This is a genomic window from Halanaerobium kushneri (assembly GCF_900156285.1).
Taxonomy (GTDB): Bacteria; Bacillota; Halanaerobiia; order Halanaerobiales; family Halanaerobiaceae; genus Halanaerobium; species Halanaerobium kushneri.
The window spans coordinates 135,077-156,072 of sequence record NZ_FTNC01000006.1 but is presented as its reverse complement, the minus strand read 5'-3'; the positions used below and the strand labels follow the sequence as shown (position 1 = coordinate 156,072).

The window sequence follows — 20,996 nt, the reverse complement described above, 5'->3', positions numbered from 1 at the left end:
AAGGATATTTTACAAAATAGCAGGTAATATCTGCGGCAGCGGCTGGTACAAACACATCCGCTTTGCCCCAAATAAACTGCTGGAAAAAACAATTAAATATCTTAGAAAAGCACTAACAGATTTTAGAAAGAAGGTGGTGCTAAATTAAAACCACCAGTACAGTTTAGACTAATTTTTTAAGCTATGAAAACCATAGTTTAGTTAAGTGCGTCTAAAATCTGGAAGCTGGACAATTTATTTAACTGGCTATTTAAATTGAGACTAAATATTTAATTTTAATAGATTGAAATTATTTTTTAACGGCAAAAATCTAAAAAGAACTATTTTAACTTTTTACTTGCCGAATTCAAGTTAAAATATTGTTTCCATATCATTTTATGAGAAGACAAACTTTTGATAAAAAAAAATAAGCTGAGTGAGATAGGTCACAGAACAAACTTGAGTAAAATGCTAAACTTTAAATAGTAAATAATATAAGTACAGGTTATTCGCAAGTTATTTTTAGATAATCGGTATAATTATCAATAAAGGAGTGTTTATAAAAATGGAAAGAAAAATTGATGTTAATAAAAATTTATTTGAAATAACTGAAGCATATCCGGAAGTTATTTCTGTACTGGTTAATAAAGGTTTTAATCAATTAGATAAAGAGGAAAAAAGAAAAAGTTTTGGTAAACAAATTACTTTAAAACAGGCTGCCAGGCTTAAAAATTTGGATCTGGAAAAGCTTATCGAACTGATGGAAAATGAAATAGCAAAAAAATCTGTTACAAAAACTGAGGGAGAGAAAATTAAAGTTGCTGGTTCTTTACCCTGTCCGGTAAAAATTCCAATGACAGAAGAATTGGAAAAAACAGCTGCCGAACTGGATTATGAGGTTGAGCTCGATCTTAAGTCTGCTTCTCAGGGGCTGGAATGGCTTCAGAATGGTTTTGAGGAAATCAGTTCAGCTGCTGAACTCTCCGATATCTTTATTTCTGCCGGTTTTGATCTTTTCTTTGATAAAAATTTGATGGATCGCTTCCGCCGCCAGGATGTTTTTAAGGATGCAACAGGAATTACAGAATTGAACAAAGATTTTATGGAAGCCGGTGTTGATCTGTTGGATCCCGAAGGTGATTATTCTGTTTTAAGTATTGTACCGGCAGTATTTTTGGTGAATAAAGAAGAATTAGATGGTAGAGAAATTCCTGGAAGCTGGGAAGATATTTTAAGTGAAGAATTTGCCAACAGTGTCAGTCTGCCAGTTAGTGATTTTGATCTTTTTAATGCAATCTTATTAAATATTTATAAAGCATATGGTAGAGAAGGGGTTCAGAAGCTGGGACGTTCAATGAAAAAAGCTCTTCATCCATCTCAGATGGTTAAAGATGGAGGTCGTAAAGCCGATGATCAACCAGCGATTACAATTATGCCATATTTCTTCACCAGAATGGCAAAGCGTTTCCCCCATATGGAATTTGTCTGGCCTGAAGATGGAGCAATTGTTTCTCCAATCTTTATGCTGACTAAAGCGGAAAAAAATGAAAAGATGAAACCTTTAATTGATTTAATGGCTTCAGAAAAAATGGGTAAGATTTTGGCTGAACAGGGATTATTCCCCAGTGTATTGCCAGAAGTAGATAACGGACTGCCCGAAAATGCTCAATTTATGTGGCCCGGTTGGGATTTCTTAAGAGGGGAAAATCCAGGTGAACTCTTAAAAGATTTAGAAGCAGAATTTAACAAAGCTGTGGAGGTGGCTGCAGTATGAATTTAGTCACCTTCTCCGGCCCACCTTCCTCTGGTAAAACTGCTGTTATTTTAAAGACTATAGAAGCAATTCAGCAGCGGGGACTTAATGTTGGGGTTGTCAAGTTTGACTGTTTATATACAGATGATGATGAACTCTATCGTAAAGCGGGAGTACCGGTTAAAAAAGGTTTATCAGGTTCTCTCTGTCCGGATCATTATTTTGTTAGTAATATTGAAGAAGTTGTTCAGTGGGGTAGAGAAAAAGAACTTGATCTTTTGATTACAGAAAGTGCAGGCCTCTGTAATCGCTGCTCTCCTTATATTAAAGATATTAAGGCGATTTGTGTAATTGACAATTTGAGTGGGATTAATACTCCTAAAAAAATTGGACCAATGTTAAAGACAGCTGATATTGTGGTAATTACCAAGGGAGATATTGTTTCTCAGGCAGAAAGAGAAGTTTTTGCTTCCAGAGTCAGTACAGTAAATCCTGATGCTATGGTGATGAATGTTAATGGTCTGACAGGACAGGGCGCTTATGAGTTTTCGACTTTACTGTTTGATGAAAATGATCATATAGATACAGTAACAGGTAAAAAATTAAGATTTTCTATGCCTTCTGCTATGTGTTCTTACTGTCTTGGTGAAACAAGAATTGGTGAAGAACATCAGTTAGGAAATGTTAGAAAAATAGAACTGGGTGATGAATAATGATCATTAAAGATAAATTGAAAAGTTCGACAGTAAATGAAATTATTGAGCAATATCCCTATACCGAAAGTTTTTTTGAGGATCAAAAGCTGGCAGTGGATGATCAGGAAAAAACTCTTGAAGAAATTTATGCCGGATTAACAGTTGAGGAAAGAGAAGATGTGGTATTTGATTTAGATCAATTTGCAGACAGTTTGAGTTCACATATAAAAAATATGCAGGAGTTTTTAGGGGAGAATGATTCTGTAGTAGCAAAGCTCTCTATTCTTGCCGGTAATAATAAGGATGGAAAAAAAGAAAATTATGATAAGCTGGATATACACAGTGGAGAAATTATCTCGATAGTTGGGCCAACTGGCTCAGGGAAAAGTCGTCTGCTGGCGGATATAGAATGGACCGCCCAGGGAGATACACCAACAGAAAGGCAAATTTTAATAAATGATGAGGTACCGGATAAAAAATGGCGCTTTACCGGCGGTAAAAAACTGGTGGCTCAGCTTTCACAGAATATGAACTTTGTGATGGATCTTTCGGTAATTGAATTTTTAAATCTACACGCTGAGAGCCGTTTAATTGATAATCAGGCAGAGGTTGTAGAAAGAATTTTTAATGAAGCCAATCGACTTGCAGGTGAGCAGTTTGGCAGAGAGGCTCAGATCACGAGCTTGAGTGGTGGTCAGTCAAGAGCTTTAATGATTGCTGACACTGCAATATTAAGTTCATCTCCGATTATTTTAATTGATGAGATCGAAAATGCTGGTATTGATCGTGAAAAAGCACTTGAGCTGCTAGTTGGTGAAGAAAAAATAGTTCTGATGGCTACCCATGATCCAATCTTAGCTCTGATGGGAGATAAAAGAATTATTATAAATAATGGAGGAATTAAGAATATAATTGATACTACTGCAGAAGAAAAAGAATTAATGCAGGAATTAAAGGTTCTGGATAAAGTGCTGACTGATTTAAGAAATGATCTGCGTTATGGTAAGAATTTATCAAGAATCAGTGAAGAACTGGCTGCAGTTAAAAATACTTAAAGGTATAATGACATCCCGGTACTGTTCTGCAGTCTACCGGGATGTTTATGTATCTAGCTAAATTTTTTGAAATGTATTGATATATGCTGAGATAAAATAGTAGACTGCTGTTCCCAGCAAAATCAGAGGAATCAGATTTAGTTTTACAAAGACAGCAGTGGCCGCGGCCAAAATTATTATTAATAGTTTTTCCAGATTAAACTGAGATATTAATTCGCTGTTTCTGGTACTTTCTTTTTTGGAGTTGATTTTTTTGTAGTGAAGATTATAAGCTCTATTTAAAATTGCATATAAGATAGCGGTAGTTAAGATTAATAGATAAAGATAGCTAGAAGTCAAACTAAAGTTATTATAGATTAAAATTGCTGTGGTTAAAGTGATAATCCCTAAAAAAAATTTTGAAAGAATAACTATATTTTTTAACTTCATTTTGGGAAGCAGTATGTCCATTTTTCTGGAACTCAGGTAAAAGACTAAAATAAAACTGCTGCAGAGTAAGACAATTTTAGGCAGCTTAATGTTTAAACTACAGAGATAATAAATTACAGAGCTGATAAAAAGATAAATACAGAGATTTAGTAAAACAGAAGCAGGATAATTAAATTTTACTGATTTTGGCATACGAGTCATTTTAACTCCCCCTAATATTAATTTGATAAAAATCTAATATATAATATTTAGATAAACATCTAATATAATTTTAAAAAAATTAAATTAGATTATTAACGGCTTTTAAAACAGCTGTCTTAAATTTGTTTTTATTTAACTTAAAATATAATTTATTTTCTTTTTTCTGTGCCTGAATAATATTATTCATTAATAATTTACTGACATGATGGGAAATAGTAGCATTCGAAAGATTTAATTTTTCTGCAAGCTCATTACCATACATTGTTTTTTCAGCCAAAAGCGCGATAATATTAAGTCTTGTTTCATCAGCCAGTGCTTTAAAAATTTCCAGGCTTCCTAAGAGACCTTCTTCATCAGCAGCAAAAATTTCAGGAAAGCGGAAACCGATCAAATAAAAACTATCGCCATTATTTAAACTACTGTTTAAAATTCTAGTTTCATAAAAATAGGAGAAGGCTATATAATTTTGCTCTCCACTTAGCGGATTATCAATTAACTTGCTTAATATATTTTCCAGATATTTTTTACCATAGCGTTTGATATTTTCCTGGTAATTATCATTAATTTTTTCTAATTTATTTTTTATCCATTCCAGATTACTGCTGAATATGTTTTTATAATACCACTCTAAAAGTTCAATAAATTCATTTTTCATTGCCTCAGGTTCAAAATAAAACTGCAGTAAATTCCATTTTTGAGCAGAAGAAAAATTAAGTTTTTCATTAACAAATTTTGCAGCCTGTTTTTCATTTTTGATTAGATTCTTAACTTTTGCCAGATCAATTTTCTCTGAAGGAGCTGGACCATATCCTGACTGAGTAAATCGATAAAGAAAATCTGAAGCTTCTTTTTCTCTTAAATAACTTAAATAATCTTCCATTTTATCTATCTCAAGTACTGGTATTTCTGAAATTAGGCAGAGGCCAAAATAGCTTTCTTCATTAAAGTATTTTGTAATTGTTTCTTTTTTATTTTCTGGAATTTTTTCCAGTGTTTCTGCAGTCCAATTAACTATTTCTTTATCAAGTTTGATTTCTTTTTCTAATTCTAAATCTTCTAAATTGATTGTTTTATTGTTATTTAATCGAAAAAGACTTAAAAATACCTCATAAATAATTGATCGATCCAGAATATAATTATTACTCATCATAACAACTCCTTTAATAAACTTCTAACTATAGTATAATTAGATATCTATCTAATGTCAAGTTTATTTCTAAAATCTTTAGAAAATTGTTTTAAATAACTTTCAATTTTTAGCATTTAAGGATATAATAAATTTAACAGTAAAGATTATTAATTTGATCAAGCAGGAGGAGATAGGGATGAAAATAACTTATCTTGATGGAAAAAGATTATATTATGCTTTTTTATCTGGAGCAAAAGAAGTTATCGCCAATAAAAAAGAATTAAACCGCATAAATTTATTTCCAGTTGCAGATGGAGATACCGGTAGTAATTTATCGAGAACTTTAAGTTTTGTTAAAAATGAAGCAGTAAAGGATAATTCTTTAACTATAACTTTAGACTCTATGGGAGATGCTGCATTGAGAGGAGCAATTGGGAACTCTGGTATTATTTTTGCTCAGTTTATTAATGGTTTCAAAAGCAGTGTTGATCGTGCAGAAAGTATCAATGTAAATAAGTTTGCTCTGGCAATAGATAGAGCAGTTAAGCATACCTACCAGGGAATTAATAATCCAGTTGAAGGAACAATTTTAACTGTAATGAAAGACTGGTCAGAATCTTTAAAAACATTAAAAAATAAGAGCAGTGATTTTGCGGAAGTAATGGAAGAATCTCTTAAAATCGCATCCACTTCTCTGGAAAATACCAAAAACCAGCTTGAAGTTTTAAAAAAGTCAAATGTTGTAGATTCGGGAGCTCAGGCTTTTGTATTATTTCTAAAAGGAATTGTAGATTTTATAAAAAGAGGAGATCTAAAAGAACTTAAAATTGATTCAGCAGCTAAAATTGAAGTTATTGAAGAAGAAATAGGTCAAGAAGAAGAGATTAAGTTTCGCTACTGTACAGAAGCGTATTTAGAAAATTTAATGATAGAAATACCCAAACTGAGAAAAGAAATTGAAAATCTGGGAGATTCTTTAATTATTGCCGGGGATAAAAATAAACTCAGGGTTCATATTCATACCAATAATCCACCTGAGTTATTTATTAGATTAAAACAATTTTCTCATATTTTAGACCAAAAGGCGGATGATATGCTGTTACAGCAGGGAGTGAAGTATAATAAGCGGTCAGAGATTGCTATCTTGACAGACTCAATTGCAGATTTGCCAGAAGAATATATAGATAAACATCAGATTCATATTTTACCACTAAATATTCTGCTTGATGGAACTAATTATTTAGACAAACTTACCATAGACAGTAAGAACTTTTTTGAGATTATTGATGATGCTGAGGAATATCCATCTTCAGCTCAACCGGCAGTTAAAAAGATTGAAGATCAGCTGAGTTATCTGGCAGAACATTATAATTCAATTATTGCAATTACAGTGTCTGCTAAAATGAGTGGCACTTATAATAATTTAGCCAGAGCAGCAGAAAATGTCAGCCGGGAAAATAGTGAGCTTAAAATTGAAGTTATAGATTCCAGAACAAATTCGGGAGCTGAAGGACTTTTGGTAATAGAAGCAGTAGAGCAGATAGAATCAGGGAAAAGTTTTGCAGCAACAATAACCTATCTTAAATCAATCAGAGAAAGACTCTATATTTATGTCAGTGTGAGTGATTTTAAATACATGGTTCGCGGAGGACGGGTCAGTCCTCTCAAAGGAAGACTTGCTGGATTTCTTAATCTAAAACCCATTATTTCAATTGATCGAAAAGGTAATGGAATTGCTTTTGCTACAGCATTCAGTAAAAAAGGTAATTTCAAAAAAATCAAATCAATTTTAAAGGATCATCAGCAGGGAAATGGAATTAAACGCTTTGCAGTTGTACATGGGGATGATCTGGAGCGAGCTGAGAGGTATCGAGATAGTTTTAAAGAATTACTGGGTATAGAAGCTGATTTTTTGGAAGCGATTTCTCCAATTGTGGCAATGAATGCTGGACGTGGAAGTACTGCTGTTGCATTACTAGAAAAAAATTAAGGGGTTGTTAAAATGTTAAGTTCAATTTACTTTCAGTTATTTCTTTTGGTGCTGCTTTATTTTTCACTTTTCTTTGTGATTGCTGTCTTAAAAAAAGATAATTCAATTGTTGATATTGGCTGGGGTCTGGGTTATGTTTATACAGCAAATATGGCTCTGTACTTAACTAATAATTATAATCTGCGTTCTTTTATTATAACTTTTCTGGTTAGTATCTGGGGATTAAGATTAAGTTATCACATTTTTAAGCGAAATCTTGGTAAGGGCGAAGATTTTCGTTATGCCAAATGGAGAGAAGAATGGGATAATTTTTATTTAAAGTCATTTTTAAGAGTTTTTATGCTGCAGGGAGTATTATTATTTATTATCTCAACCCCAATAATTAAAATTATTTCTTCGCCTTATCAGAGCTTAAAAATTATAGATTTTATTGGTTTATTTATCTGGGGGATTGGCTTTGCCTTTGAAGCAGCTGGGGATAAACAGCTTAAAGATTTTAAGTCTAAATCTGACTCTAAAAAAGATGGACATATAATGAAAGAAGGAGTCTGGAAATATACCAGACATCCTAATTATTTTGGTGATGCTCTGGTCTGGTGGGGATATTATATTATTGCCCTGGCTGTAAGTGGTGGCTGGAAATTTATTTACAGTCCTATAATAATGAACTATTTGCTTCGTTTTGTTTCGGGGGTACCGCTATTAGAAAAGAGATATGCTGATGATGAGGAATATCAGCAATATGCAGAAGAAACAAATATATTCTTTCCCTGGTTTCCTAAAAAATAAAGATAAAAATAGGAGTGATTTATTTTGAGAGAGTTTAGAAAACCAAATTTAATTTTAAGTAAATGTCTGGAATACTGTAAATGTCGGTATAATGGAGATTTGATACCGGACAAATTTGTGCGGGCTTTAGAAAAACATGTTAATTATATTAAAATATGTCCTGAAGTTGAAATAGGACTGGGGGTTCCCCGTAATTCGGTTCGTTTAATAAAAAAGAATGATCAATATAGACTTGTAGATTCTATGACAGGTGAGGATCATACGGAAAAAATGGATAAATATATTGAAAGCTTCACTTCAGAATGGAAGGAGGAAGAAATAGAAGGCTTTATTGCGAAGAATCGCTCACCATCGTGTGGGAGTAATGACTCCAAAGTCTACTCTAAAGCCGGAAAGGTACCAGCTCTGGGAGAAAAACGAGCAGGTTATTTTACCGATAATTTAGCTCAAAAATTTTCTTCACTGGTTATTGAAAATGAAGGTCGACTCAAAAATTTTAAATTACGGGAAAACTTTTTAATTAAGATCTTTTTGCTGGCAGATTTGCGGCATGTTATTGAAGGAGAAAATATCAAAGATTTAATTGATTTTCACAGTAATAATAAATATTTAATAATGTCTTATAATCAGGATGGTTTAAATAAACTGGGAAGAATTGTGGCAGCTCATGTAAGAGGAAAGACTGAGGAGACAATGCATAAATATAGAGAGCAAATGTTAAAAACTTTAAATGTGCTGCCTGACTCAGGTAAGAGGGTTAATATGCTGCAGCATATTTTTGGTTATGTATCATCAGATATTAGTCGAGATGAGCGGGAATATTTTTTAGAAACTCTTCAGGATTTTAGAAATGAAAAAGTACCATTTTCATTACCTCTCGCCCTGCTGAGATCCTGGGTTATTAGATTTAAAGTCGATTATTTAATGACACAGACAATTTTTAATCCTTATCCCGAAGGATTGATTGACTTAAGTGACTCGGGTAATGGCAGATTTTAAAATTAAATCAAAAAGGTGCTCCACTTTTTAATTACTGGGGAGCACCTTTTTTAGATATTTAATTAAAAGTAAAATCATTTATCTTAAACTTTCAAATAACTGGGACAATTATTCCCATTCAGTATGGAAAGTTCCTTCCTGGTCCCGGCGCTGATAAGTATGTGCACCAAAGAAATCACGCTGGGCCTGAATTAAATTGGCTGGAAGTTCCTCTGCTTTTAGGCTGTTAAAATAATCAAGAGCAGAGTGAATTGCAGTTAATGGTACTCCCGCTTGAGCTGCAGTAGTAATTAATTTGTCTATTTTATCTGCAGCTGCATTAAGCTGTGATTTAAACTGACGAGCAGTAATTAAAGAATTTAACTGCATATCTTCAGCAAAAGCAGCCTGGATTGGTTCTAAATGCCCAGAGCGGATTATACAGCCATCCTCCCAGATGCGAGCAATCTCTTTATAATTTAAATTATATTCATATTCATTTGAAGCAGTTTTTAAAAGCTTAAATCCCTCTGCATAAGCAATTACCGAAGCAAAGTAAAGAGCAGATTTGAGCAGGGGCAGCAATTCCTCTTTATTAACTACAGGTCTGGAACTGCTTGCAAATTGGGCAGAATTTTCAACTCTTTCAGTTTTAATTGCTGACATTAAACGGGCATTTACACCCGCATTGATAGTGGGAATAGCTGTGCCAAGATCTAAGGCACTCTGTACACTCCATTTACCAGTTCCTTTATGTTTTGCCTTATCCAGAATTAAATCAATTAATTTCCGCCCAGTTTTAGGATCATCTTTCTGCATGATTTTAGCAGTTATTTCTACCAGATAAGAATCAAATTCCTGGTTCCATTTGGCAAAAATATTTCCCATTTCCACCGGTTTTAACTGCATCACCTTACGCATGTAGTCATATATCTCGGCCAGTACCTCCATAATACCATACTCAATTCCATTATGAATCATTTTCACATAATGTCCGGCTGACCGGGGACCTAAGTAGCTGACACAGGCCCCTTTTTCGGTGCTGGCAGCTGCATTTTCCATGATATCAGAAACCTCTGCATATGCGTTTTCATTGCCGCCCGGCATAATGGAAGGACCGTGAAGAGCACCATATTCACCACCGCTGATTCCTACTCCTAGATATCGGATTCCTTTTTCATTGAGATTTTTTAACCTCCTATTGGTATCCTCAAAATGAGAATTTCCACCATCTATAATAATGTCATCTTCTTCTAAATAGGGCAGTAGACTGTCAATAACTAAGTCTACAGGTTTACCGGCCTTAATCATCAGCATTATTTTACGAGGCTTTTTAAGAGAACTTACAAATTCTTCAAGTTCATAGGTGGCTTTAACATTTTGATTTTGTACTTTATTTTCCATAAAATTTCTAATTTTACTTTTTGTACGATTATAAACTGCAATAGAATGATTGCGAGCAATATTTAGAGTCAAATTTTGACCCATGACTGAAAGCCCAATCAATCCAATTTCATATTTCTTCATTAATAATTACCTCCTTAATAACAAAACTTAAAAAAATAATTTATTTAAATAATTTGAGCATAGTTTCAATTTCTCCAGGCTCAAATAAATAAGCCCTACCTGGTAAACCATCACTATCTGCAATTTTTAGAAGAGAAAGTAATAAAATATACTTTCCTGAGGGAACTTTTTTTAATCGCAGTCCTTCTAAAATCATGATTTTTTCTCCCAGGAGTTTTTTATGGGTTGGATGTTCTGATTGAGCTCGTTCTATTCCATTTGTGTCAATACCTACTCCCTTTATTTTTTTGGTTGCCAGATATTTAGCACCACTTTCTGCCAGATAGATAAATTTCTCAGGAGTTTTTTCCAGAAAACCAGGTTCGGAGTTGCGTGTTTTTAAAATTAAAAATGAGTTTTCTTCAATATTATATTCTTTTAGATCTGCTGCCGTGATTTTTTCATTAAGCTGAGTTAAGTCCAGCAGTTGAGCCTGATAAAATGGATTTTCAGCAAAAAACAAATTGGCATTTTCTCCATCCTGCAGCATATGCAGTGGCGCATCTACATGAGTTCCAGTATGGACATTCATCTGTAATTCAGATTCGTGTGCATCTCCTCCGGAAAAACCCCTGACAGTTTTGAGACGGGGTCTAATTTCGTCTTTACCTTTATAAACCAGCATATTTTTTCTAATTGTCATTGAAATATCATACATAAAAATTCCCCCTTAAATAATTTACAACCGTTAATATTAAATTATATCTATATCTTTTACGACAATTCTTTGTCCAGCCATTTTCTTCCATCTGCTTCCAGCAGCCGGTCAGCTGCTTCAGGACCTTCGCTTAAGGCTGGGTAATTATGGAGTTCAATATTTTCTTCTTCACATTTTTGTTGAATCTTGTCTATAAACTTCCAGGAATATGAAACTTCCTCCCAGCTTGTGAAGAGAGTTTTATCCCCCTCGATCATATCATAGATTAGACCTTCATAATTTTCAGGAGAGTTAAAGAACTGTTGGCAGCTCTGACAGAATTCCATTTTAACAGGAATAATTTTGTTATTGCTTGCCGGTTTACGAGTATTAAACCTGAGTGAGACACCTTCTTCAGGTTGGATTTTAATTAGCAAAAGATTGCTGTCCAATTTCTGATTTTGAAGATAAGAAGAATGAAAATTATCTTTAAATTCAACTGCAATTGCAGCCTCTTTTTTATTCAATCTCTTACCTGATTTAAGATAGATAGGTACATTTCGCCAGCGGTCATTATTTAAAAACAGTTTAAGTGCCATAAAAGTAGCGGTCTGAGATTCAGAATTAATCTGTTTTTCTTGGCGATAAGCTTTGATTTTTTCTCCATTAACAGTATTTGAGTCATACTGGCCTCGGACAATATGTTTGTCTATATCGCTTAAATCATTGTCAGCCAGTTCTTTGAAAACCTCTACTTTTTTATCTGAGATTTCCTGAGCACTTAAATTAGCTGGTTCTTCCATAGCAATTAAGGATAATACCTGTAGAATATGGTTCTGGAACATATCTTTAATTACTCCTGTATCATCATAGTATTTGCCGCGGTCTTTAACTCCTTCTGATTCATTTAAATAAATTTGTATATTATCAATATGCTCTCTATTCCAGAGAGCTCTAAAAATTGGATTGCTTAATCTGATAACCATTATATTCTGGATCATTTCTTTGCCCAGATAATGGTCTATTCTAAAGATATTTTTTTCAGAAAAAATATCATTTAGAGTATTATTTAACTTTTTGGCTGATTCAAAATCATGTCCAAATGGTTTTTCAATGACCAGTCTCGAATCACTGTGTTCAAAACCAGCATTTAATAAGTTAAATTCCTTTAGTTTTTTTGCGATTTCAGCAAAAAACTTAGGCGCAGTAGCCAGATAAAAAATTCGATTGGAAATTTTGTCTTCTTTAGACTTCTGTAAAAGTCTTTTTCTAAGTCTTTCAAAGTCATTATTTTCCTTAAAGGAAAGTTGAAAATATTCTATATGATCTGTCAGGGACTGCCAGGTTCTGTTATCAATTTTCTCCTTCTTGTTTTCAATTGAAGAATATAAATTATTAAGATATTCATTTTTATTATCATAGCGGCGGCCGGTAGCGATTATTGTATAATGATCTGGTAAAATATCTTTGGCTGCTAAGTTATAAAAAGCAGGGATAATTTTATTATGTGCCAGATCACCAGTACCACCAAATAATATAAATTGAAAATTGTCTTCAATATTTTTATCTTCAGGGCTTCTATATAGTCTATCTGCTGTTTTGTTCATTGAAAGCACCTCCCATAACTATAATAAACTTAACACAGTGATCTAATTATTACTGTAAATAGATTAACATTTTAAAATCCCAGCTCTTCTCCAACTAAGATAACTTTAATTCTTCCTTCATGGCGAGAACGACGGGTAATAACAGTTTGACAGCAGATAGTATCTTCAATCTGGCAGCTGCTGCAGTGGCCAGTTTTAGCACAGGGAGTTTTTTGATCAAGTCTAACTGAGTTTGCAGGTGCTGCCTGATTACGAACTCTTTTAACTGCACTTTCCTCATCTGCGGTAACTTTATTCATGCCTGCTACAATAATTACATTTTTTGGTCCATAAATTAAAGCTGCCAGGCGATTGCCGTTGCCATCAACATTTACTAGCTTTCCTGACTGAGTAATTGCATTAGAACTCATTAAATAATATTCTGCACTTAGTGCCTGATGATAGATTTTATCTTTTTCAGTTGAATTTTGGGCAGTCGATCTATCCAGCAAATTATAGTTACCAGATTTCAAATCACTAAAAATTCCAATTTCCTTTAGAGTCATTGAGCCTCCCCAGGAAACAGAAGAATTTTCTTGAATTAGGTTAAGAATTTTTTCTCTGGCTGCTTTTGAATTTTCTACATAAAAACCTTCAATATTTCTCTTTTTAAAATTATTAATAATATTCTCTGCTTTAATTTTGTAGTAGTCTTTCTTAATAGTCATCATAATTCTCCTTTCAAAATTTATTCTCTCACTAGTAATAATTGTACAAAAGTACTCAAATTACCTTCTTTATTTAATTAATTACTCAAAATAGTGGAAAAACAGCATAAAATCTGCTATTATTAAACTACTAACACTGTTAAATTTGAATTAATGGTAGAGGAGTTGATATTATGAGCAGTGTGAACGCTGCAATGCAGAATCAGATAGCAAGTATTCAGCAGGCTTTAAGTATTTCTGGCATGCAGAAGGCTATGGGTCAGAGTGCTGATCAGGTTTCTAAACTGGTTGAAGGTATGAAAGAAACTTCACAGGCGGTACAGCAGGCCAGAGCCGCAGGGCCAGGTAGAGGTCAAAATATTAATCTGATGGCATAGTTTTAAGATTTAAACTTAAAGATTAAAGGCCTTTAAAAGGGCCTTTTTTTATGTGTTATTTATAGTTTTTTCAATTTTTAGATAGATGAATAAATTTGTGGGGTGACAAATATTGTTTGCTCAAAAAAATAGGATTTTAATAATTTTTATTTTAATATTTATTACTTTTTTAAATTTGCCGGCAGCGGCAGAAAATATTGATCAGCAGGAAGACCAGAAAAATGAGCAGGAAATTACTATAGCATATGTTCCAAGATCACTGGATAATCCAATTTTTCTTGATGCCTATGAGCATGCTCAGGAGAAAGCAATTGATCTGGGGATTAATCTTGAATGGGTGGCTCCTTTTGCTTATGATGCGGAAGAGCAGATAAATATTATTGAAAGTCTAATTGCCAGGAAAGTGGATGGAATGGTAATTAGTGTTAATAATACACCTGAATATATTAATGTAATTAATAAGGCAGTCGAGGCAGGAATAGCAGTCGCAACTTTTGATGCTGATGCTCCTGATAGCAAAAGACTTTTTCACATAGGTATTAATAATTATAAAGCTGGCAGAGTGACTGCAGAAGGACTGCTTGATGTCTTAAAAAATAATAATATTGATTACAGGCAGCAGGGAAAACATCTAAATACAATGATTATGACAGGAGTCAGAGGGGCTTTAAATCTAGATAGTAGAATCGAAGGCTTTCTGGATAGGGTAGAAAATACCAATATAAGAGTTAAAGATATAATTGAAAATCAGGATAGTGTCAATCTTTCTGTGGAATTACTGGAGCAGTATTTACAGCAAAATCCGGATATTGATATTATATTTTTTGTGGGAGGCTGGCCCTTTTATGTTCCTGCAGAAGCTTTACCTAATTTTCAACAGTGGGCAGAAGATGGAGGTATTGCAGTTGGGATAGATATTTTTTATGATGCTCTATTATTACAGCAAAGAGGTCTGCTGCAGTACTTAGTGGGACAGGATATGGCAACTATGGGCTCTAAAGGTTTATCAACATTGTATAATTATATAATGTATGATGCCCTTCCCCAGGAATATATTGAAACCGGGGTAGAAGTTGCTAATGAACAAAATTTAGAGAGGCTTCTCCAGACTCATCGCCCCTGGAGAGTAAAATAAGGTGGGAATTAATGTTTAATAAATTTTTCAAAAAATTATTTAATAGAATAGAAATCCATACCATTAGAACTAAATTAATTATTTCTTTTTTGATAATTGGTCTGCTGCCCATTTTATTATCCGGGCTGCTTTCTTTTAATATTTATCGAGGTGCGATTAATGATCGCATTAGTGATTACTCACAGGAAATGGTAAACAGGATGGAAAGAGATCTGGAGGATTATGTTAGTGAAATAGAAACTTTTTTAAGTAGAGAACAGGATTTTTATATTAATCAGTTTATCAAGCTTACCCAGGCAAATGATTTTAGAAATAATAGAAAATATGCTTTTCGAATCTGGGAGGATTTTAATAATTTAAAACAGATGAAACCCGGCCTGGAAGATATTGCAATTACTTTTCAGGACGGCCGCAGAATCAGCAGCTATGGTACCTTTAGTATAGATATAAATGAATTTAAAAACAGGATGTATTCAAATTTAAGTGGAGATATATTTTTCACACCACCCTATAGCAATTATCTGCAAAAGGAAGTAATTACAATAGTTAGTTCATATTATCCAGAAATCGCGGAAGAAAATGTATTAATTTCTGCTGATATTGATCTGGATGTACTGGCAAATTTGACAGATTTTAATCTGGGAGAAAAGAGCTATTTTTTAATTGCTGATCAAAATGGTGATATTGTCTATCATCCTGATCAGGAAAAGATTGGCAAGCGGAGTTTGCTTTATAGTGACGGTTTTCCTAATCGCAAAGTAAATTTAAATGGAGAACAGTATATTCTAACTTCCACTTTTTCTAAATCTACTGGCTGGTATATAATCAGTATGGCTTCGGCTGATGAAGTAGAGGCAGAATTGAATTATATTACTGATATTACAGTATATTTAACTTTAGTAGTACTTTTGATTATTATTTTGCTGACTGTTTATCTTTCTTATTCTCTTTCGAAACCAATTCAAAAACTGCAGGAATTAACACATCGTGCTTCTGAAAATGATCTTTCAGTAAAAATTGATATCAGTGGTAATGATGAGATTGCTGAGCTCGGTCAGAGTTTTAATAAGATGATCAGGCGAATAAATAAGTTAATGGAACAGAATGTTAGAGAACAGAAGCTTTTGAGAAAACTGGAAATGGAAAGTCTGGATAATCAGATCAAACCTCACTTTATATATAATACACTTGATTTAATTATTGGTCTGCTGGAAAATAAAGATTTTGATAGAGCAACTCATATGGTGGAAGCTCTGGGTAAATTCTTTCGTTTAAGTTTAAGCCACGGTAAGGAAATGGTCTTAATCAGAAATGAAATTAAACATGTAAAAAATTATTTGTTTATTCAGCAGTTTAGACATGGAGAAGAATATGAATATATAATTGACATTGAGGATTTTGAAATAATGGAAAAACATATTCCTAAACTAATACTGCAGCCAATAGTAGAAAATGCTATTTATCACGGTTTATTACCGGCCGAAAAAAATGGCCTGGTAATCGTTAAAGGTTATCGGAAAAATAAAAATATATATTTTAAAATTGCGGATAATGGGGTCGGGATCCCAACTGCCAAAGTGAGGGAAATTAATAAAATATTAACTGGTGAATTAAAAACTGATGATCAGAAAAAATATTTTGGTCTTCGTAATGTGGATCAGCGTTTAAAATTAATGTATGGTGGTAGTTCAGGTCTTACTGTGGAAAGTATTGAAGGTGAAAAAACAACGGTCATTATTAGGATTGATCAGAGGGGAGGAAAGTAATTTGGAATTTAAATTACTGCTGGTTGATGATGAAAAACCGATTAGAAAAAAATTAATTAATAATACAGACTGGGCCGGAGAGGGCTATCAAATATTTGCTGCTGCTAATGGCAGGGAAGCTTTAGATATTATTAAAGAAAAAGGAATAGATATTCTGGTTACTGATATTCAGATGCCTAAATTAAGTGGAATGAATTTAATTGAAGAAGCCAGAAAAAATAGTTCTCATTTAAAAGTAATTGTTATTTCAGGTTTTGCAGAATTTGAATACGCTCAAAAATCGATTCGTTTTGGGGTTAATGATTATTTATTAAAGCCTTTTCGTTCAAAAAAATTATTAGAGGTGGTTAATAAAGCTAGAGATGAGCTCATTAAGGAAAAAAATGATGAGCAGAGGCTTGCTGTTTTAAGAGGAGAAATATCCAGTTATATTAATGATCATAAACTTAACACAATCTATAACTGGTTAATTGATGATCAATTTTTTCAGCATCAGTCTTTAATAATGGACCGCATTGATTTAAACGCTGTTTTAAAAAGAGGTAGTAGAGATGATATTTTAAAAACCGTAAATAAAATTATTGAGGAACTAAAAAGTGTAAAACTTAACAAAGAAAAATTATATGTGGTATTAAATAATCTGATTTTAGAAAGCTTTAAAATTATTAAAGATCTGGATTATGAAGCGGAAGATTTGATGGAGATTATTAACAAGAAGAGAATTGAGGCTTTAGATTATAATGATTTAAAAGAAATTGAAATTTTGCTAAAAGAGTTTCTGTTGAGATTACATGATTTAATTTCTTTTAGTCCGGGAGAAAAAAATGCTGAAATTATTAGTGAGATGAAAGAATATATAGCAGCCAATTATCAGGATGGGATCACCTTAAGTGAGATGGCCCGCAAATTTAATTTAAGCACCGGTCATTTAAGTAATCTTTTTCATGAGGAAACGGGAGAAAGTTTTAGTGATTATCTTAATATGATCAGATTAAATAAAGCAAAAGAACTTTTAAAAACAACTGATGATAAAATTTATCAGATTGCCGATCAACTGGGGTTTAATGACGCCTACTATTTCAGTTCCTGGTTTAAAAAACTGGTCGGAGCCTCTCCCACAACATATCGAGATAACATTAATCTTTTGTAATAAACGTATTTTTGGTAATTACTGAAAATATAATCAAGAAATAATTAGAGTCCTCAGCTGGAATTTTAGCTGGGGACTTTCTCTATTTTATAAATTCTTGTCATATTTTTATTTTAATGAATTTAGTAGTATAATAGTTGCTTTTAGAAAAACATTCATATGAGCCTAAATTAATCAATACAAAAAATATTCAAGGGTTTAAAAAAATATTCTATGGTTAATGCTCAGATTATTATATACAATTTAGATAAATCAAATAACTCTTTGAGAATTATAAGCAAATATAAGTTAATAATGGTTCACATTGAGAAAACTATTAGGGGGTTAATAATGAAAAAATTAAGTATTTTGTTGGTAGTAGTTTTACTTGTTTCCTCAATCTCAATGGCGGCTTTTGCTCAGGATGGTGGCGGTTGGTTGGATAATCTTCTTGGTAATAACAAAAAAGAAGATGATGGTCTAATCAAAGTTGGCTTCCTTCTGAAGACAATGCAGGAAGAAAGATATATTAAAGATAGAGATGCTTTTATTGAAAAAGCAGAAGAATTAGGTGCTGATGAGGTAATTTTTGATTCAGCAAACAATGATGAAAATATTCAGCTTTCTAAGTTTGAAAACATGTTAACTCAGGGTGCTGATGTTATAGTGTTACAACCTGTTAATACAGGTACAGCAAGTAATATGGTAAAAATGGCTCATGAGTCTGGAGTTGCAGTAGTTAACTATGACTCTTTAATTATGAATAGTAATGTAGATGTATTTTTAACCCAAAACAGTTGGGCTGTTGGTGAACTGCAGGGTAAAGCAATGGTTGAATGGTTTAAAGAAAATCGTGGTGAAGTCAAAGGTAATGTCGTTTTATTAAGAGGACAGCCTGGTGACTCCAATGCCAATGCTTTTTCTCAGGGAGTTCTGGACACAGTAGCTAAATATGATGGACTTAACTTAGTAGTCGATCAGAGTCATGAAGGTTGGTCTCCAGATCTGGCTATGGCTACAACTGAAAATGCTTTAACAAAATATGATAACAATATTGATGCTGTTGTAGCAAATAATAGTGGTCTTGCTTCCGGTGCTGTAAGAGCTCTCGAAGCTCAGGGTATGGCAGACAGTGATCAAGTTTTTGTTGCCGGGTCTGATGCTGATTTATTAAATATTAGATATATAGCTCAGGGTAAGCAGACTGTTGAGATCTTTAAAAAGATTAAACCTTTAGCTTATAGATCTGCTGAAGTAGCAGTTTCTTTAGCTAAGAATCCTGATAAGCCAATTGATGAAATTGTAAAAATTGATCGCTATGTTGACAATGGTAAGATTGAAGTACCAACTGTAATTACAGAAATTGTAGTTGTTAATAAAGATAATATTATGGATACTGTTGTAGCAGATGGATATCATGAAGCAACAGAAATTTTCAAAGATGAGTAAATATAAGAATATATAAGAACAAATAATATAGCAGTCCCATCCATTAGGATGGGATTGCTCTGTAAATAATCAATTCTGGAGGTAAAATAGATGGCTGAAGTAATTCTGGAAATGAAAAATATTATTAAAGATTTCCCCGGTGTACGAGCTCTAGACAATGTTAATTTTACTTTGGAGCAGGGAGAAGTCCTGGCTCTGGTTGGAGAAAATGGTGCCGGGAAATCAACATTGATGAAGGTTTTGAGTGGTGTCTGGCCCTATCCTACCTATGAAGGAGATATTTATCTTGATGATCAGCTTGTTCGTTTTGACAATACCAGAGAAGCGGAAGAAGCCGGAATCGGAATCATTCATCAGGAATTAAATTTGCTGCCTGACCTATCTGTTGCTGAAAATATATTTTTAGATAGACAACCTTTAAACAAATTTGGTGGAATAAAATGGGAAGAATTATATCATAATGCCGAAAAGGTACTGGCAAGGTTAAACATGGATATTGACCCGAGAATAGAACTTGGAGATTTAACTGTTGGTAAACAGCAGATGGTTGAGATTGCAAAAGCACTTTCCTTAGATACCAGAATTTTAGTTTTTGATGAGCCTACTTCTGCACTAACAGATTCTGAGGTAAATGAACTCTTTACAGTAATTAATGAATTAAGAGCCAGTGGTGTTTCAATAATCTATATATCTCATAAAATGGAAGAAATAGAAGAAATAGCAGATTCCGTTGTTGTTTTAAGAGATGGCTCAACTATTGGTGACAAAATAAATATTGATCAGGTTACTCTGGATGAAATTATTGCCAGAATGGTTGGTCGTGATATTGAAGATCTTTTTCCCAGTCATGATTTTAAACGGGGAGAAAAAACGCTGGAAGCAAAAAATATATCAGTTCCTGATCCTTTTAACCCTGAGAAAAAGCTGGTAGATGATGTTTCATTTTCTGCCCATAAAGGAGAAATTCTTGGTATTTCAGGTTTGATGGGGGCAGGTAGGACTGAGCTTGTAAATGCTATTTTTGGAGTTTATGGAAAAAAGCGAGAAGGAGAAATTTTTCTAAATGGAAAGAAACTGGATATTAAATCTCCTGCTGATGCAATAAACAATGGAATAGCTCTGGTCACTGAAGATAGAAAGGAACTTGGGCTTCTTTTAGATAAGAATTTGGTAATGAATATGACTTTACCTTCAATCAAAAAATTCAGTTCTAAACTGGCAATGGATAAGCATGCCGAAAGGGCTGTAGCTGAAAAATACGTTGATGAACTAAATATTAAGACACCTTCTCTGGATGTATTCGTAGAAAAATTAAGCGGTGGTAATCAGCAAAAAGTAGTTATTGGAAAGTGGCTGATTACAGAATCTGATGTTCTGATTTTAGATGAACCGACCCGGGGAATAGATGTTGGAGCTAAAACTGAGGTTTATAGATTAATGAATCAGCTGGTTGAACAGGGAGTTACAGTAATTATGATTTCTTCTGAGCTGCCAGAAATTATGGGAATGAGTGATCGGATAGTTGTGATGTCTGAAGGTAAAAAGACTGCTGAGTTAGAACGTTCTGAAGCAGATCAGGAAACAATAATGAAATATGCTACTGGTAATAAAGGAGTTGAATAAAT

18 protein-coding genes are annotated in these 20,996 nt (G+C 33.3%); 12 read left to right on the top strand and 6 right to left on the bottom strand.

The features are described 5' to 3' along the window. The first annotated feature begins 544 nt into the window (after window positions 1–544). The 3 genes from BW929_RS06060 to BW929_RS06050 are packed head-to-tail and all read left to right on the top strand — an operon-like array spanning window position 545 to window position 3,482. Complete coding sequence (locus BW929_RS06060) at window positions 545–1,753, top strand: ABC transporter substrate-binding protein (RefSeq protein WP_076544477.1); 1,209 nt, start codon at window positions 545–547, stop codon at window positions 1,751–1,753. Then, window positions 1,750–2,445 (top strand): GTP-binding protein, encoded by a 696-nt coding sequence (locus BW929_RS06055; RefSeq protein ID WP_076544476.1) that lies wholly within the window; start codon window positions 1,750–1,752, stop codon window positions 2,443–2,445. The genes BW929_RS06060 and BW929_RS06055 overlap by 4 nt, the downstream gene beginning before the upstream one ends. Next, entirely contained in the window at window positions 2,445–3,482 is a 1,038-nt protein-coding gene (locus BW929_RS06050; protein WP_076544475.1) for an ATP-binding cassette domain-containing protein, read from the top strand. Before BW929_RS06055 ends, BW929_RS06050 begins: the two co-directional genes overlap by 1 nt. 57 nt (window positions 3,483–3,539) lie before the next feature. Here BW929_RS06050 and BW929_RS06045 read toward each other — a convergent pair whose 3' ends face one another. Continuing rightward, entirely contained in the window at window positions 3,540–4,112 is a 573-nt protein-coding gene (locus BW929_RS06045; protein ID WP_076544474.1) for a hypothetical protein, read from the bottom strand. A 79-nt stretch (window positions 4,113–4,191) separates the two neighbouring features. After that, window positions 4,192–5,259: an ArsR/SmtB family transcription factor gene (locus BW929_RS06040; RefSeq protein WP_076544473.1), complete on the bottom strand. Its 1,068-nt coding sequence runs from the start codon at window positions 5,257–5,259 to the stop codon at window positions 4,192–4,194. A gap of 178 nt (window positions 5,260–5,437) precedes the next feature. Between BW929_RS06040 and BW929_RS06035 the strand changes: the two genes are divergently transcribed. From BW929_RS06035 to BW929_RS06025, 3 genes are read left to right on the top strand one after another with little or no spacing between them, the layout of a single operon-like run. Continuing rightward, complete coding sequence (locus tag BW929_RS06035; RefSeq protein ID WP_076544472.1) at window positions 5,438–7,231, top strand: DAK2 domain-containing protein; 1,794 nt, start codon at window positions 5,438–5,440, stop codon at window positions 7,229–7,231. Between the two features lie 12 nt (window positions 7,232–7,243). Then, entirely contained in the window at window positions 7,244–8,020 is a 777-nt protein-coding gene (locus tag BW929_RS06030; protein WP_076544471.1) for a DUF1295 domain-containing protein, read from the top strand. A 24-nt stretch (window positions 8,021–8,044) separates the two neighbouring features. Further along, window positions 8,045–9,019, top strand: coding sequence for a YbgA family protein (locus tag BW929_RS06025; RefSeq protein WP_076544470.1), 975 nt, complete (start codon window positions 8,045–8,047; stop codon window positions 9,017–9,019). A gap of 108 nt (window positions 9,020–9,127) precedes the next feature. On the opposite strand, the gene gndA is transcribed toward BW929_RS06025, so the two are convergent. The 4 genes from gndA to BW929_RS06005 form a co-directional block, all read right to left on the bottom strand. Further along, window positions 9,128–10,525, bottom strand: coding sequence for an NADP-dependent phosphogluconate dehydrogenase (gene gndA, locus BW929_RS06020; RefSeq protein WP_076544469.1), 1,398 nt, complete (start codon window positions 10,523–10,525; stop codon window positions 9,128–9,130). A gap of 40 nt (window positions 10,526–10,565) precedes the next feature. Continuing rightward, window positions 10,566–11,222 (bottom strand): cyclase family protein, encoded by a 657-nt coding sequence (locus BW929_RS06015; RefSeq protein WP_084566111.1) that lies wholly within the window; start codon window positions 11,220–11,222, stop codon window positions 10,566–10,568. Window positions 11,223–11,278: 56 nt separating this feature from the next. After that, a complete protein-coding gene (zwf, locus tag BW929_RS06010) occupies window positions 11,279–12,808 on the bottom strand; it encodes a glucose-6-phosphate dehydrogenase (protein ID WP_084566110.1) in 1,530 nt (509 codons plus the stop codon). A 71-nt stretch (window positions 12,809–12,879) separates the two neighbouring features. Beyond that, a complete protein-coding gene (locus BW929_RS06005) occupies window positions 12,880–13,515 on the bottom strand; it encodes a lactate utilization protein (protein ID WP_076544467.1) in 636 nt (211 codons plus the stop codon). Between the two features lie 173 nt (window positions 13,516–13,688). Here BW929_RS06005 and BW929_RS06000 point away from each other — a divergent pair, with 173 nt between their 5' ends. From BW929_RS06000 to BW929_RS05975, 6 genes are all read left to right on the top strand, one after another. Next, complete coding sequence (locus tag BW929_RS06000; protein WP_076544466.1) at window positions 13,689–13,892, top strand: putative motility protein; 204 nt, start codon at window positions 13,689–13,691, stop codon at window positions 13,890–13,892. 112 nt (window positions 13,893–14,004) lie between these two features. Beyond that, window positions 14,005–15,027 (top strand): substrate-binding domain-containing protein, encoded by a 1,023-nt coding sequence (locus tag BW929_RS05995; RefSeq protein ID WP_076544465.1) that lies wholly within the window; start codon window positions 14,005–14,007, stop codon window positions 15,025–15,027. Between the two features lie 11 nt (window positions 15,028–15,038). After that, window positions 15,039–16,793 (top strand): sensor histidine kinase, encoded by a 1,755-nt coding sequence (locus BW929_RS05990; RefSeq protein ID WP_076544464.1) that lies wholly within the window; start codon window positions 15,039–15,041, stop codon window positions 16,791–16,793. 1 nt (window position 16,794) lies between these two features. Then, window positions 16,795–17,943 (top strand): response regulator transcription factor, encoded by a 1,149-nt coding sequence (locus tag BW929_RS05985; protein WP_076544463.1) that lies wholly within the window; start codon window positions 16,795–16,797, stop codon window positions 17,941–17,943. Window positions 17,944–18,273: 330 nt separating this feature from the next. Beyond that, entirely contained in the window at window positions 18,274–19,371 is a 1,098-nt protein-coding gene (locus BW929_RS05980) for a sugar ABC transporter substrate-binding protein (RefSeq protein ID WP_076544462.1), read from the top strand. A 90-nt stretch (window positions 19,372–19,461) separates the two neighbouring features. Beyond that, a complete protein-coding gene (locus BW929_RS05975) occupies window positions 19,462–20,994 on the top strand; it encodes a sugar ABC transporter ATP-binding protein (RefSeq protein ID WP_076544461.1) in 1,533 nt (510 codons plus the stop codon). Window positions 20,995–20,996 lie beyond the last annotated feature (2 nt).

Bases quoted from the DNA above. Each gene is read 5' to 3' on its own strand.
- BW929_RS06060 (WP_076544477.1), top strand. From the start codon at position 545: ATGGAAAGAAAAATTGATGTTAATAAAAATTTATTTGAAATAACTGAA.
- BW929_RS06055 (WP_076544476.1), top strand. From the start codon at position 1,750: ATGAATTTAGTCACCTTCTCCGGCCCACCTTCCTCTGGTAAAACTGCT.
- BW929_RS06050 (WP_076544475.1), top strand. From the start codon at position 2,445: ATGATCATTAAAGATAAATTGAAAAGTTCGACAGTAAATGAAATTATT.
- BW929_RS06045 (WP_076544474.1), bottom strand. From the start codon at position 4,112: ATGACTCGTATGCCAAAATCAGTAAAATTTAATTATCCTGCTTCTGTT.
- BW929_RS06040 (WP_076544473.1), bottom strand. From the start codon at position 5,259: ATGAGTAATAATTATATTCTGGATCGATCAATTATTTATGAGGTATTT.
- BW929_RS06035 (WP_076544472.1), top strand. From the start codon at position 5,438: ATGAAAATAACTTATCTTGATGGAAAAAGATTATATTATGCTTTTTTA.
- BW929_RS06030 (WP_076544471.1), top strand. From the start codon at position 7,244: ATGTTAAGTTCAATTTACTTTCAGTTATTTCTTTTGGTGCTGCTTTAT.
- gndA (WP_076544469.1), bottom strand. From the start codon at position 10,525: ATGAAGAAATATGAAATTGGATTGATTGGGCTTTCAGTCATGGGTCAA.
- BW929_RS06015 (WP_084566111.1), bottom strand. From the start codon at position 11,222: ATGTATGATATTTCAATGACAATTAGAAAAAATATGCTGGTTTATAAA.
- zwf (WP_084566110.1), bottom strand. From the start codon at position 12,808: ATGAACAAAACAGCAGATAGACTATATAGAAGCCCTGAAGATAAAAAT.
- BW929_RS06005 (WP_076544467.1), bottom strand. From the start codon at position 13,515: ATGACTATTAAGAAAGACTACTACAAAATTAAAGCAGAGAATATTATT.
- BW929_RS06000 (WP_076544466.1), top strand. From the start codon at position 13,689: ATGAGCAGTGTGAACGCTGCAATGCAGAATCAGATAGCAAGTATTCAG.
- BW929_RS05990 (WP_076544464.1), top strand. From the start codon at position 15,039: ATGTTTAATAAATTTTTCAAAAAATTATTTAATAGAATAGAAATCCAT.
- BW929_RS05980 (WP_076544462.1), top strand. From the start codon at position 18,274: ATGAAAAAATTAAGTATTTTGTTGGTAGTAGTTTTACTTGTTTCCTCA.
- BW929_RS05975 (WP_076544461.1), top strand. From the start codon at position 19,462: ATGGCTGAAGTAATTCTGGAAATGAAAAATATTATTAAAGATTTCCCC.